The organism is Loktanella sp. SALINAS62 (assembly GCF_018263905.1).
In the GTDB taxonomy this organism is placed as follows: Bacteria; Pseudomonadota; Alphaproteobacteria; order Rhodobacterales; family Rhodobacteraceae; genus Loktanella.
The window spans coordinates 1-14,306 of the sequence record NZ_JAAFZU010000016.1 but is presented as its reverse complement, the minus strand read 5'-3'; the positions used below and the strand labels follow the sequence as shown (position 1 = coordinate 14,306).

General features: G+C 58.0%; 12 protein-coding genes and 1 tRNA gene. 3 read left to right on the top strand and 10 right to left on the bottom strand.

Features of this window, described 5'->3' with window-relative positions:
* Nucleotide 1 precedes the first annotated feature (1 nt).
* From pgsA to GZH79_RS06945, 7 genes are all read right to left on the bottom strand, one after another.
* A complete protein-coding gene (pgsA, locus tag GZH79_RS06975) occupies nt 2-664 on the bottom strand; it encodes a CDP-diacylglycerol--glycerol-3-phosphate 3-phosphatidyltransferase (protein ID WP_211643068.1) in 663 nt (220 codons plus the stop codon).
* A gap of 69 nt (nt 665-733) precedes the next feature.
* Complete coding sequence (uvrC, locus tag GZH79_RS06970) at nt 734-2,605, bottom strand: excinuclease ABC subunit UvrC (protein ID WP_211643067.1); 1,872 nt, start codon at nt 2,603-2,605, stop codon at nt 734-736.
* 308 nt (nt 2,606-2,913) lie between these two features.
* A complete protein-coding gene (locus tag GZH79_RS06965; RefSeq protein ID WP_211643066.1) occupies nt 2,914-3,690 on the bottom strand; it encodes an SDR family oxidoreductase in 777 nt (258 codons plus the stop codon).
* Complete coding sequence (locus GZH79_RS06960) at nt 3,690-4,628, bottom strand: calcium/sodium antiporter (protein ID WP_211643123.1); 939 nt, start codon at nt 4,626-4,628, stop codon at nt 3,690-3,692. Before GZH79_RS06960 ends, GZH79_RS06965 begins: the two co-directional genes overlap by 1 nt.
* A gap of 163 nt (nt 4,629-4,791) precedes the next feature.
* Nucleotides 4,792-5,586: a S49 family peptidase gene (locus GZH79_RS06955; RefSeq protein ID WP_211643065.1), complete on the bottom strand. Its 795-nt coding sequence runs from the start codon at nt 5,584-5,586 to the stop codon at nt 4,792-4,794.
* Between the two features lie 38 nt (nt 5,587-5,624).
* On the bottom strand, nt 5,625-6,386 hold the full coding sequence (locus tag GZH79_RS06950) for an ABC transporter permease (RefSeq protein ID WP_211643064.1): 762 nt from the start codon (nt 6,384-6,386) through the stop codon (nt 5,625-5,627).
* Nucleotides 6,383-7,312 (bottom strand): ABC transporter ATP-binding protein, encoded by a 930-nt coding sequence (locus GZH79_RS06945; protein ID WP_211643063.1) that lies wholly within the window; start codon nt 7,310-7,312, stop codon nt 6,383-6,385. The genes GZH79_RS06950 and GZH79_RS06945 overlap by 4 nt, the downstream gene beginning before the upstream one ends.
* 168 nt (nt 7,313-7,480) lie before the next feature.
* On the opposite strand from GZH79_RS06945, the gene GZH79_RS06940 reads away from it, so the two are divergent.
* The gene (locus tag GZH79_RS06940) at nt 7,481-8,020 is read left to right on the top strand and encodes a CBS domain-containing protein (RefSeq protein ID WP_211643062.1); all 540 of its coding nucleotides are present in this window, start codon (nt 7,481-7,483) and stop codon (nt 8,018-8,020) included.
* A 59-nt stretch (nt 8,021-8,079) separates the two neighbouring features.
* Here the strand turns inward: GZH79_RS06940 and GZH79_RS06935 are convergent, their stop codons facing one another.
* From GZH79_RS06935 to GZH79_RS06925, 3 genes are all read right to left on the bottom strand, one after another.
* Nucleotides 8,080-10,725: a TRAP transporter large permease subunit gene (locus GZH79_RS06935; RefSeq protein ID WP_211643061.1), complete on the bottom strand. Its 2,646-nt coding sequence runs from the start codon at nt 10,723-10,725 to the stop codon at nt 8,080-8,082.
* A 22-nt stretch (nt 10,726-10,747) separates the two neighbouring features.
* Nucleotides 10,748-11,710, bottom strand: coding sequence for a TRAP transporter small permease subunit (locus GZH79_RS06930; RefSeq protein WP_211643060.1), 963 nt, complete (start codon nt 11,708-11,710; stop codon nt 10,748-10,750).
* A 113-nt stretch (nt 11,711-11,823) separates the two neighbouring features.
* Nucleotides 11,824-12,906, bottom strand: a complete 1,083-nt coding sequence (locus GZH79_RS06925) for a TRAP transporter substrate-binding protein (RefSeq protein WP_211643059.1) — start codon at nt 12,904-12,906, stop codon at nt 11,824-11,826.
* Nucleotides 12,907-13,110: 204 nt separating this feature from the next.
* Between GZH79_RS06925 and GZH79_RS06920 the strand changes: the two genes are divergently transcribed.
* Nucleotides 13,111-13,185: transfer RNA gene (locus GZH79_RS06920), tRNA-Asn, on the top strand.
* 123 nt (nt 13,186-13,308) lie between these two features.
* Nucleotides 13,309-14,241: a DUF6538 domain-containing protein gene (locus tag GZH79_RS06915; protein WP_349291172.1), complete on the top strand. Its 933-nt coding sequence runs from the start codon at nt 13,309-13,311 to the stop codon at nt 14,239-14,241.
* The last annotated feature ends 65 nt before the right edge of the window (nt 14,242-14,306 follow it).

The following is a 14,306-nucleotide window of genomic DNA, read 5'->3' as shown; positions in this document are numbered from 1 at the left end:
CTCAGGCATCCTTTAGATAGGGTAAGGCCTTGCGGAAATAATCCCAGCCGGTCAGCAGCGTCAGGGCCGCGGCAAGCCACAACCCAGTGATTCCAGCGTACCAAGACAACATCATGCCCCAATATTTCCAGATCAAGCCCAGCTCATCCGGGATCTGCCCCGACAGCACCGCATCGCGCAATTCAGGGTCCATGCCAAAGGTTTGCATGCCAAGATAATGTTCAAACGCCCCCGTGGCGAACAACAGCGCGATGGCAACCATCTGTGCCGTGGTTTTCCATTTCGCCAGTTGCGTCACCTTGAGCGTGCCTGCGGTATCCCCCAGAAATTCGCGCAGGCCAGATACAAAAACCTCGCGGAAAATGATCAGCGTGGCGGGCAGCAATATCCACGGGTTCATGCCTGAAAAGCCCGTGATGACCAGCAGTGCGATCACGACCATCGCCTTGTCGGCAATCGGGTCCAGCATCGCGCCCAGCTTTGTTTCCTGTTTCCACGCGCGGGCCAGATAACCGTCCAGAAAATCGGTCAGCGCCGCGCCGCTGAACAACAGCAGCGCGAACCAGTCGGCCCATGGTCGGGCGAAATAAAGGAACATCACGGCGACCGCCGGGGCCGCCAGCAGGCGCAGGATCGTCAAAAAGTTGGGCAGGTTCAGTTTCATGTCTCTGTCATACCCGCCATGGTCTGTTTAGGCCAGATCATGCGGACGCCGCATCGCCGTTGCCCGCCATCAACCGTTTTCGTGAAAGTAATCATAGATCTTCTGCGCCATGTTCTGACTGATCCCGTCGACCGCTTGCAGATCGGACACATTCGCGCGACTGACCGCCTTGGCCGATCCAAAATGGGCCAAGAGCGCGCGTTTGCGCCCGGACCCGACGCCCGGAACATCGTCAAGCGGCGTGGCGCCGATGGCCTTTGACCGTTTCGCGCGGTGCGTGCCGATGGCGAAACGGTGCACCTCGTCGCGTATCCGCTGAATGAAATACAGCACCGGATCGTTATGCCGCAATGCCATGACGGATTTTCCGGTGCGGTGGAATTCTTCCTTGCCCGCGTCGCGGTCGATCCCCTTGGCGACGCCGACCATCGGCACGTCACCGACCCCCAATTCGGTCATGATTTCGCGCACGGCACTGACCTGCCCTGCCCCACCGTCGATCAGCAACAGATCCGGCCAAACACCCGATGACCGGTCTGGGTCTTCTTTCAGCAGCCGCTGAAAGCGGCGGGTCAGCACCTCTTTCATCATGCCGAAATCGTCGCCGGGTGTCAGGCTGTCGCCCCGGATGTTGAATTTACGATACTGGTTTTTTTCATAACCATCGGGACCGACCACGACCATGGCACCGACCGCATGGGCCCCCTGTATATGGCTGTTGTCATAAACCTCAATCCGGCGCGGCGGCGCGGGCAGGTCAAATGCATCGGCCACACCACGCAGCAGTTTCGCCTGCGTCGCGGTTTCGCTTTGCTTGCGGGCAAGGCTTTCACGGGCATTGCGCAGTGCGCCCTGCACCAATTCCGCCTTTTCACCCCGTTGCGGGACAACGATGTCGACCTTGCGCCCCAGCTTTTCGCTCAGCGCCTGCGCCATCAGGTCGTCGTTGTCCAATCCGTGGCTTAGGATCAGCATCCGGGGGGCTTCGCGGTCGGAATAAAGCTGGCCGACGAATGCTTCCATCACCTCGGACGGGTCTTCGTCACCGCTGATCCGGGGGTAATAGTCGTGATTGCCCCAGTTCTGCCCCGCCCGGATGAAAAACACCTGCACACAGGCCTGCCCGCCATCGATGTGCAGCCCCATGATATCGGCCTCTTCGACTGTCTGCGGGTTGATCCCTTGGGTCGATTGCACTTGTGTCAGTGCCTTGATCCGGTCACGCAGGGCAGCGGCGCGTTCGAATTCCATCTCAGCACTCGCCGCATTCATATCGGCCGCCAATTTTTCCTGAATGCCCTTTGTCCGCCCTTGCAGGAACGATTGCGCGTCCTTCACGGAACGGGCGTAATCATCGGCGCTGACATGACCGACACAGGGCGCGCTGCACCGCTTGATCTGGTACTGCAGACAAGGACGCGTGCGGGTTTCGAAATCCTGATCGGAACAGTTCCGCAGCAAAAACACCCGCTGCAACTGGTTCAGAGTCCGGTTGACCGCGCCTGCCCCGGCAAACGGTCCATAGTAGTCGCCTTGTTCCTTTTTGGCACCGCGATGCTTTTTGATCTGCGGATAGGCATGGCCCGTGGTCACAAGGATGTTGGGAAAGGATTTGTCGTCGCGCAGCAGCACGTTGTAGCGCGGTTTCAACTGCTTGATCAGGTTCTGTTCCAGCAGCAGCGCTTCGGTTTCCGTCCGCGTGGTCAGAAACATCATCGATGCGGTTTCCTGAATCATCCGCGCAATGCGCCGTGAATGTTGCGGCGACGGCCTGCTATAGTTGCTGACCCGCGCCTTGAGGTTACGGGCCTTACCCACATACAAAACGCGGCTTTCTTCATCCAGCATCCGGTAAACGCCCGGCGATCCGTCAAGCGTGCGCAGATAGGACGCGATGACGGCATATCCGGTCTGGGTTTGTGCAGTCTTGGGGTCGGTCATCAGAGATCCGTTTTCTGGCGTTCTGGTCCGTGGCGATTCTTGCGGTCCGGTGCAACGATAGCGCCCATACCGCAAGTTGAAAGGTATCCACCGTTTCTGTGGATAACCTCGTGGGCAAACTTGCGTGGGGGCCGAAAAACGTAATCTTTTCCGCTGCCTTCGCCAGAGTGCCCATAAATCAGGCAATCCCACAAGTCACTGTAAAATATACAAAAATATATTACAGCTTTGTAAACCCTTGTTGGCAAAGGCTTCTTGACGGGCCATTCATCCACTTTATGCGGAAAGTGCACAACTTGACTGCACGACTATTCTGACACTTCCGTATCGGGTGTCTGCCAACCCAGATGCTGACCACCATCCACCGTCATCAGCTGCCCCGTCACAGACCGGGCCTGCAGCAGATAGGCCAGCGCCGCGACGATATCGTCAGGCGCAGCCCCCCGCCCCAATACCGTTGCGGCACGCTGTTTGGCAAAATCGTCGGTCGCCTGTCGCGCGCCCTGCAATGTCGGGCCGGGGGCAATTGCATTGACACGGACGCGCGACGCGAGCGCCTGCGCCGATGTCTGCGTCAGGGTCCAAAGTGCCGCTTTTGCCAGCGTATAGGTCATGAACTGCGGCGTCAGTTTCATCACGCGCTGGTCAATCATGTTGACGATCAGCCCCTGCGCCAACGGCTCATTCGCCGCATCAAGGATCGGTTCCAGTACTTGCGCCGCAAAGTGCTGCGTCAAAACGAACGGAGCGCGCAAATTGCTGCCAAAATGGCGATCCCAGCTTTCTTGCGTTGCGGACGCCAGATCATCCGGTTCAAAGACTGATGCATTGTTGACCAGCACGCCCAACGACCCACCCAGTCCGTCCGCGGCCGCAGGGATCAGGCCAGCGGTTTGGGTTTCGTCCAACAGGTCGGCCTGAATACAGACCGCACGACGCCCTGCTGCGCGCACGGCATCCGCGACATCCATCGCCGCGTCGGCAGATGAATTGTAGTGAATCGCCACGTCATAGCCGCGCGCCGCCAATTCCAGCACCATCGCACGACCAAGCCGGGCCGCACCCCCGGTTACCAATGCACGCATCAAAGCAGCGACCAGACATAGACACCGTAAGCCAGGGTCAAAAAGACGCCCCACAGCCGGGTGATGTTCATTTTTAGCAACACGAACGGCACCAGCAACAGCGATGCACCCGCCATCACCCACAGGTCGACGCGCAGGAATTGTTCATCGACCGGTATCGGCCCGAACAGGGTCGCAATGCCCATGATCGCAAGCAGGTTGAACATGTTCGACCCGATCACGTTGCCCAATGCCACGTCAGCCTGACGCCGGATCGCAGCGACAACCGTCGTCGCCAATTCCGGCAAGGATGTGCCAACCGCCACCAGCGTCAGTCCGATCACGCTTTCAGACAGACCAAAGGTTTGTGCGATGGTCGTGGCCCCACGGATCAGCAGTTCGGCACCCACTGGAAGTCCGATCAGACCGATCACAATCCAGATGCCGATCCACAGCTTGCTCATGCTGGGGTCGGCCCCTTCCAGATCTTCGACCGCGGGTTCCGCGTTGCGGGCCTTGCGGGCCTGTTGAAACGACCAGCCCAACATCAGCGCCAAGCCGGTCAACAGGATCAGGCCGCTGATCCACGTCAGAACACCGAAGAAACACAATCCGATGAACAGGGCCGTCGCGGTCAACATCTGCACAAAGCTGGATCGCGTGTCGTGTTCGGACGTGTGCATCGTTGCAAGCAACGCAGGGATGCCCAGCACCAAAAGGATATTCGCCGTGTTCGATCCGACCACGTTGCCCAGCGCCAAACCGGGCACCCCGTCCAGTACCGACTGGACGGAAATCAACAGCTCTGGCGCGGATGTGCCAAAGGCCACGATGGTCAGCGACACGATCAACGCGGGCACGCCCAGCCGAAGCGACAGGTTTACGGCGCCCTTGACCAGTGCATCACCTGCAAACAGCAGGATCGCCAGACCAATAGCGACAAGAATCCATTCCATCAGGGGCGACCTTTCTCACAGGGGCACCGGCCTTTGCCTATCCGGTAGCGGCCACAGCTTTTGCATTTGGCATCCGCCAGTTTTTGCTGTCCGGGAAAGCGCAGCTTGCCAAAAATGCCAAGCACAACCATCCCGACAAGGAAAAGAACGACGGATTTGATGATCATTACAGGCCGAACCGGGCAAAGGCGGCACGGTCTTCGACGCTGCCGATCGCTTCGCCGACGATGCGGGTGCCAAGACGCTGGAACAGCGACTTCTTGGGGCCGAATCTGCGAAAGCGGGTCTTTTCCCCGAACTGACCCTTCATTACCGGAATCAGGTGGCCAAGCCCGTCAACCAGCCCTTTGTCCACCGCCTTTTGGCCAATCCATACCTCTCCGGTATAAATTGCAGGATCATCTTCAAGATGCGCTTCACGACGGGATTTGACGTAGCTGATAAAGATGGCGTGCAGATCGTCTAGCCAACCCTTGAGGCGGGTCACGTCTTCGTCTTTTTCGGGACGGAACGGGTCCAGCATGGATTTCGATGTTCCCGCAGTATGGACACGGCGTTCGACACCATAGCGGTCGATCAAGTCGTGCAGACCAAACCCCGCGGAAATAACGCCGATGGACCCCACGATACTGCCCTGATCGGCATAGATTTCATCTGCAGCACAGGCCAGCCAATAGCCGCCAGATGCGGCCACGTCTTCGACAAAGGCATAGACCGGAATGTTCTTTTCCTGACTCAGCCGCCGGATACGGGCTGCAATCAGCGAAGATTGCACCGGGCTGCCACCGGGGCAATTGATCTGCAGGGCGACAGCCTTTGGCTTGCCGCGCGTGAACGCCCGCTGCAGCACCGACGCCAGACCTGGATCGTCCAGCCCCCGCCCGGTGGTTGTAATGGTGCCTTGCAGGCGGACGACGTTGACCAAGGGGTCAGAGGTCAGGAAGGGAAGGATATTTTTCATCCCCCCGACTTATGTAACCTGCACCCTGACGACAAGCCTTACTGCCGAATGCGCCAGCCCGTGCGGAAGATCCACCAGATCGCCGTCATGCAGGCCACCATGAAAAACGCAATCGCAGCAAGGCTAAGTGCAACAGGCACGTCCGCAGTGCCAAAGAACGCCCAGCGAAACCCGGAAATCAGGTAAACGACCGGATTGAACATCGTGATCGTCTGCCACACGGGCGGCAACATCGTGACCGAATAGAACGACCCACCCAGAAACACCAAGGGCGTGATGATCAGCAGCGGAATTAGCTGCAACTGTTCAAAATTTCCCGCCCAAATACCGATGATAAATCCCAAAAGCGCAAAACTGACGCAGGTCATCAGCAAAAAAGCCACCATCGCGACAGGGTGCTGCACCTGTATATCTACAAAGAAAAACGCGGTCACAAAAATGATGACACCGATAAACAATGCTTTCGTGGCCGCAGCCCCCACGTAACCCAGCGTAATTTCCAAAAAATTCACCGGTGCCGACAACAGTTCATAGATCGTGCCGATGAATTTCGGAAAATAAATCCCGAAACTTGCGTTGCTGGTCGCCTGCGTCATCACCGACAACATGATTAGGCCCGGCACGATGAATGCGCCGTAGCTGACACCTTCGACGCTTTCGATCCGGCTGCCGATGGCAGTGCCAAAAACCACGAAATAAAGCGATGTCGACAGGACCGGGCTGACCAGCGATTGCGTGATTGTGCGGAAAAATCGTGCCATTTCGAAGGCATAGATGGCGCGGATCGCGGTCCAGTTCATGTCTGCTGCTCCTTTACGAGCGAGGTAAAGATTTCTTCAAGACTGGATTGCTGGGTGGCAAGATCGGCCATCTGCAACCCGGCGGCATCCAGATCATTCAGCATCCGGCGAATACCGGTGCGGTCCGCGCGCGTGTCATAGGTATAGGTCACGGCGCGGCCATCGGGCGACAGCGCAAGCTTGTAATCCGACAGTGCATCGGGAATCGCGTCGACAGGTTGCGTCAGATCGACGCGCAATTCCTTGCGGCCCATCTGGTTCATCATTTCAGTCTTGTCCTGTACCCGCAGGATTTCACCCTTGCTGATAATCCCGACGCGATCAGCGATGGCTTCTGCCTCTTCAATGTAATGGGTCGTCAGGATGATCGTCACACCGTGCGATTTCAGGTCGGCCACGACGTTCCACATGTCCTTGCGCAATTCCACATCCACGCCTGCCGTTGGTTCATCCAGAAACAATACGCGCGGTTCGTGGGCCAGCGCCTTGGCGATCAGGACCCGGCGTTTCATCCCGCCGGACAATTCCTTGATCTTTGATCCGGCCTTGTCATCTAGGCTGAGCAGCTTCAGGATCTCCGCCACTTTGGCGGGGTCTTTCGGCTTACCAAACAATCCCCGCGAAAACGCGACAGAGTTTTCGACTTTCTCGAATGGTTCAAGATTGATTTCCTGCGGCACAAGACCGATCAGGCTGCGCGCGGCGCGGTAGTCGCGGATCGTGTCGTGTCCACCGACCGTGACACTGCCCGATGTCGGCACGGTAATGCCGCAAATGGTGGAAATCAGCGTCGTTTTGCCCGCGCCATTCGGCCCCAAAAGCGCAAGGATCTCACCTTCTTCGATATCCAGGTCGATTCCTTTGAGCGCGACAAAGCCCGTATCATAGGCCTTTCGTAATTTCTTGACGGAAACAATGGCGGGCATGGATACAAATCCTTTGGTATTTTTCGGGACACTATCGCGTGGCAGCATCGCCCGAAAGCTGCATTACTGCACAATGCAAACGCGTAAAATCGGTGCAAAAATACAAGCTTGCCGCATGGGCAACCTGCCTTAGGTTAAAGTGCATACAGATTCTTGAAAGGATTTCGCATGGCCGCCCAAGCGCAACGCCCCGGAAGCCGGTTGATGGACCGGCCAGAATACAAGTCCAAGCAAAAGCCATTGACCCGCAGCCCCGAGACGACTGTGTTTGATGCGGTCGGGGCAATGTCGGAAAAGAATTACGGGTCGGTCATCATCGTGGACGCAGACGAAAAGGTCATCGGCGTGGTGACCGAACGTGACGTGATGAACAAGCTGGTCGGCAAGGGTCTGGATGCCAAAACGACCAAATTGTCCGACATCATGACCACTGATCCGCGACTGGCCCGCGAAACCGATGATATGACGGACTGGTTGCGGGTCATGTCAAACGAACGTTTCCGCCGCCTTCCCGTCGTGGACGAAGACGGTCGGATAAAGGCTGTATTCACCCAAGGCGATTTCGTGTCCTACAGTTGGCCGGAACTGATTTATCAGGCCCGCAACATGGCGACAGCAAACGTCACGCGTAATTTTCCGTTCTACCTGATCGGCGGCGGGATCGCGCTTTATTCGATCATCATGGTCGTGCTGGTCAACATTCTGTAGCGGCACCGACGGGACAAGGCAAAGCCGCGCAGGTTATCCCGCGCGGCTTTTTTCGTGACTTAGAAGTTCAGCGATATGTCACGGTGACGTGCTGAACAGGCCGCGACGGCCAATGCCTGCGCACGCGGCAGGCGGGGCTGCTTTCGCAGTCCGATCGTGTCGCGGATCGCTTCGTCATAGGCGATGACGCCCGGCAGCAATTCGGACTGCGCACGGGTGCGCCATTGCACCTCTTGCTCGAACAACGCGACTGCGGCTGCGACGTCCTCTATCGCTTGTTCGGGGTCTGGTGAACGGCCTGTAATTTCACCGCGGGCATCGGACAACAGGCCACGGATATCGCGCGCACCCGCCACGTCACCCAAGGCTTGTTCAACCTCTCGGAACCGGGTGTCGGCGGTATCGCTGTCCATGCCGGGCGCATCGGCGGCCAAGGCTTCGATCTGCAGTCGCAGTGCGGCCAGCGCATCGACATCGGCAATAATAGCGCGCAGTTCCGGCACGGGTTCATAAGCCTGATCAACGGTGCGCCGATACAGATTGCGCGCGGTCTGGTTTTCGCGGTTCAGGACGTTGTAGGTGTCCTGAACCTCTTCCCAACCGTCGGGCACCTGTGCCAGCAGCGCGTCACGCTCTGCCGCCAACAGGTCTGCACGGGCGGTCTGTGCGTCACTATCGCCAAACCCCCGAGACGCACGCAGGCGCAGATCCTCTATTTCCACGTCCAGCATGGCCGCGTCCCGTTGCAAGGCGCGCACCACGGTGTGGACGGGCCGATAATCGCCCGCGCCCGCAGCTTGTGCCGCCGTTGCATCCACGATCCGCTGCATCAGCGGCATCGCGTCTGCTGCGCGTTCCAGACCGTCGGTCCAGTCGTCGGCCAGATCTTCTGGCAGATAAGACACATCCAGCGTCCCCGCCTGCTGGATCGCAGAGTCGATGGTTGCAGAGTTGGCAGCGAATACGTCGGCAACATATTCTTCGATACAATATTGTAGCGCCGGGTTGACCGGCGGCGGCGCGGAATCCGATACCAGCGACGTGCGCGCCGGCAGATAGTTCACCAGCGGCGGGTTAAAGGCGACGATGACCAGTGCGGCAAGCTGCAGCCCGATAAACGCCACAACCCCCTTGTAAATCTGGATCGTCTTGACCGCCGCCGGTGCCACGCCGCGCAGGTAGAACAGCGCGAAACCAAAGGGTGGCGTCAGGAACGATGTCTGGATGTTCAGACCGATCATCACACCCAACCAGACCGCCGTGACGTTTGCAGACGGATCGGCCAGAAGGATCGGCGCCACGATCGGCACCACGACAACGGCGATTTCGATGAAGTCCAGAAAGAAGCCCAACACGAAAATGACGGCCATCACGATGATGAATTTCGTCCAGAACCCGCCCGGCAATCCTTCAAGAAAATGCTTGACCAGCTCTTCACCGCCAAAGGCACGGAAGGCGGCGGTCAACATCGCAGCCCCCAGCAGAATGATGAAAACCAGCGATGTCGTCTTGGCCGTTTCCACCATCACACCGCGCAGCGCGTCTTCGTTGACGAAAGCACGCACACCCGACCAGATGATCGACAACGTGATCAACGCCACACCAACGGCCGCAATCGTCACGCCCATCCGGTCGGATGCGGTCTGCATGTTCAGCACGTTGGTGTTGTAGTTGGCGATGGCAACGGCCACGACAGCCAGACCGATGATCGCAATGATCGCGGGGGTGAATTTATGCCCCCGGTCATCGGGATGCAGACGGTATCCAGCCATGATCATGGCACCGACGGCCCCGATGGCACCGGCTTGGTTCACCGTAGCGACACCCGCGATGATCGACCCCAGCACCATCAGGATCAGCGCCAGTGGCGGGATCATCGCCAGCAGCACATTACGCAAGAACGCAGCGTCGTATTTGCCTTCGTACGGCACGGCGGGTGCCATTTTTGGCCGCACGATCGCGACCACCAGAATATAGAGGATATACAGAATAACCAGCAGGGCACCGGGAATCATCGCGCCCAGAAACATATCCCCGGCAGATGTCGAACTGACCGCAAATTCCGTCGGCATCGAAAGCTCTCCGGTGGATGACCGGTAAAGCGCCTGACGCGCCTGCCCCGCCTGATCCACGGCGCTTGCCAACTGGTCGGCCAGAATGATCAGCACGATGGACGGCGGGATGATCTGCCCCAGCGTGCCCGATGCTGCAATCACGCCGGTGGACAACGAATTGCTGTAACCTCGCCGCATCATGGCGGGCAGCGAAATCATACCCATCGCCACGACCGTCGCCCCGACGATCCCCGTGGTGGCCGCCAGCAGAGCACCCACGACAACAACGGAAATCCCCAGACCACCCGGCACAGGGCCGAACAACTGCGCCATGGTGACCAGCAGATCCTCTGCGATCTTGGACCGTTGCAACATGATGCCCATGAAAATGAACAGCGGAATGGCGATCAGCGTATCGCGTTCGGGTTCCCAATAAACCCCGCGCAGGTTGGTGACACCGGCCGACAGCCATTGTGACGGTCCCGAATTTGAAAAATAGGCGGATGTGTCCCCCGCGAACATCTGCCCCGTCAGTGCAGCCGCACCGATGGTCAGGATCGCTGCCCCCGGCAAGGCGAATGCAACCGGATAACCGGATCCCAGCGCCGTTGCCATGACGACAAGCAGCATCAAAAGGAAGAATAGTTCCATGTCAGTTTACCCTGATGCTGATTTACATGTTGCCGGCGATGGCGTCGCGCCCGCCCGGTTCGCCGCGTTTGTCGGCGATTGCGTCCATGAACTGCGACACGAACTGGATCATCATCGTGATCGCAAAAACCGCAAGGAACCCCGCCATGAAATATTTCACGTACATGCCGAAGCCCGCCTGCGTCACCTCGAACACAAGGATCGGGCCGACGATCACGCTGCTGGATGTGCCAAAACCGACGATCAGGATCGTCCAGCACAGTGTCATTCCCAGCAGCACCGCACCAATGGAATTGACCTTGCCCTTTGCTTCGCGCCGCATCGACGCATACAGCAGATCGACGCGCACATGCCCGTCTTCAAGCAGGGTATAAGCAGAAGCAAACAAGAACAGCGCGCCGTACCAGAACCGGACGAGGTCGGCCAGAAACGCCTGTTCATAGGAAAATACAAACCGGCTGAACACAATCGCCAGCTCTGCGATCACGACCATCAGCGTCAGCCAGATAAAGCCCAGCCCACGGGTCAGCGCACCAATGACGATCCCCAGCAAAATCAGCGGAACGTGAAGATAAACACCACGAAAATCTGCGCGCGCAAGGTTGCTGGCCAATGTGTCCCCGACCAGGCCTTCCAGCATGTTTTGCACGCGCAAGAAGGACAGGATCGCATCGCCAAGCCCCACCAGCAAAACGACCCAGAACGCGGCCCGCACCAAGAAGCGGTTGAAATCGCTGATCCGCGTCGCATCAGACCGCAGGCTGATATCAGGACTGCGCAGGACATAGCCAGCAGCCAACAGGGACATCGCGATAAAGATAGCGACCTGAACAAAGGACAGCGGGTTATCCGGCCCTGCCGCTACCCCTGGAAAATCGAACCAAAAATTCAGCACGACGTTGATCATGTAGGCCGTCATTACAGCCAAAACCAACCATCCGAACCCGCGCGCCAATCGCGCACGCGACGCTGTCGCTGTTTCCATCCCGCCGTCACCCCCTGGTAAATTCAAGTCTTGGGTATTGTAACGGGGCAGACCACTGGCCTGCCCCGCCTGTCCGTGGCCCATTCAGGCCACGGTTATCCCAATGGTCCGTATCACAGATCGAGGATACGGTTCCGTTTGGCGACAAACGGTGCGTCGGACAGGTTCGTCCAGGCACCGATTGTTGCACGCGCGGCCAGGTGACTGTCCATGATCTCTGCCGCAAGCGGGCTGTGATCGCGGGCTTCTTCATTCACCTCTGCCGATGCTTCACCCAGCGCTTCATAGATGTCGTCGTTGAACTCGCGCAGCTCGACGCCGTATTCATTGATCAACCGGTCAAGATAGACACCGTTGTTGGCGTTGGCTTCTGCCATGGATACGGCGTTTTCTTCCGCACAGCAGACCTTGATGATCTCCTGATCGATCGCGGACAGGCCGGACCACCAGGACTTGTTCATCCCTAGGCAAAGCTGCGAACCCGGCTCGTGGAAACCGGGCCAGTAGTAATACTGCGCGGCTTCATAAAGCTTCAGGAAGAAATCGTTCCACGGGCCAACCCATTCGGTCGCGTCAATTGCACCCGACACAAGGTTTTCGTAGATTTGACCGCCCGGCAGCGACACCGGCGATGCGCCCATTTTGGCCATGACGTCCCCGCCCAGACCCGGCATCCGGATTTTCAGACCGCGGAAATCGTCCGGGGATTCGATTTCCTTGTTGAACCATCCCCCCATCTGGACGCCCGTGTTACCTGCAGGGAACCCGATCAGACCGAACTCGTCGCCCAGCCGTTCATACAATTCCTGACCGCCGCCGAATTTCATCCATGCGTCGATTTCCGTATAGGTCAGGCCCATCGGAATCGCTGTAAACGGCGACCAGCCAGCGTGCTTGCCCTTCCAGTAATAATCCGCGCCGATATACGCCTGAGAGTTGCCGGACGCGACTTCGTCAAAGCTGTCGAATGCACCGACCCGTTCGCCTGCGGCGAAATAGTTCACGGCGATGCGGCCTTCGGTCAACGCTTCGATCCGGGCGGCCAAGCGCTGTGCACTCGTTCCCAGCCCGGGAAAGTCACGCGGCCACGTTGATACGATGTTCATCTCGGTGGCAGATTGCGCCAATGCGGGGGTGGCAAGTGCAGTTGCGGCACCACCGATTGCGGCGGACGTCAGAAATTGTCTGCGTTTCATTTAGGTCTCCTCCTTGTTGGGCGGGTCTTTTATCCAGACCTTGGCCTTGGGCGAGTATAGGTAATGACCTGATCCAATCTAGTCTAAATTTCACGCAATGTTGACGCAGCCCCAGCGGAACATCCGCGGACTAAAAACTTGCCGCTTTCGTTGAAATTTCCGCTTTACGCCCCAAAATACCATTGCTATAGGACCAGCAGGTTTTCCGACGTAGCTCAGCGGTAGAGCAGTTGACTGTTAATCAATTGGTCGTAGGTTCGATCCCTACCGTCGGAGCCAATACACCCCCTAAGTGACTGATATCGCTTGCTGCTTCATCAAGTAGCTCCGATGTGTCACACCTGAGTGTCACACATCGTGCTTTCGGTCCGTGAGACGTCGCTCCAGCATCGGAGACGACCCATGGGACACGACAGACACCTTTTTCGCCGCGGATCCGTCTGGCAGTGGCGCCGACGGGTCTGCGGTTTGTCCACAGGTTCGTGCGTCCTGCAGGTATCGTTCAGGACGACAGATCGCCGCGAAGCCGTTAAGTTGGCCCGGATGATGAGCGTGGAGTGCGATCGAATGCTGGACAAATATGAACAGAACAACCTGTCGCAGCAGAACCTTGCGGCCTGGATGCGCGTCGTGTTCGCCGAGGCTCTGGGCAAGCTGACAAAGGCACAGACAGTGCGCAAGTCGTCAGGCCGTCTTGACGAAGCCGACGATGACGCGCTTTGGGACCAGGCTACTGCTCGTGCATGGAAACTGCTTGACGAAAACGGCATGAGTGCACGCGTCTCTGCCAACAATAGCGCGTCCTCGCCCGACTTGACCCTGCAGGAGGAACACATCACGAGCTTGATGCTGGAGTCGCTTGCGAGAACACTTCAATCGGAGGGTCGTATCTGCAAGAATGCTGCTTGGTTCGAAGGGACCACCGGCCAGAGCGCCGTGTCCGCCTATCATTTGGTCCAGTTGCGACAGGCCTATATCAAGGCCATGGCTCAAGCTCATTGCGCGATGCCCCATCTCAATCACGGTCGCGACGCTGCCGTTCAGTCCATATTCGACGATACACTGTCAAGGATCATTGCTGACGAAGCGATGACCTACAACTACGGTGGTAATCTGGAACGGATTGCAGCGCAGGCCGCGCCGCAACCTCGTCTGCATGAGGCCAATCGGTCGCCGGTAGCAACCTGTGCTGAGGACGTTATTTCACTGACACCCACAAAAGTAGATCCTTTTCTTCCGGCCATCGCGGAGCGCCTGATGGCTGACAAGCGAGACCAGGAACTGCGTGAGGCGACCGTTGTGCAATATGGATTGTTGATTTGCACCCAGAACTGAGCCGTTAAGGCGCATTATTTTCACTGAGAACTGAGCCATGTGAACCTTTCCCCAAAGCATAAAGC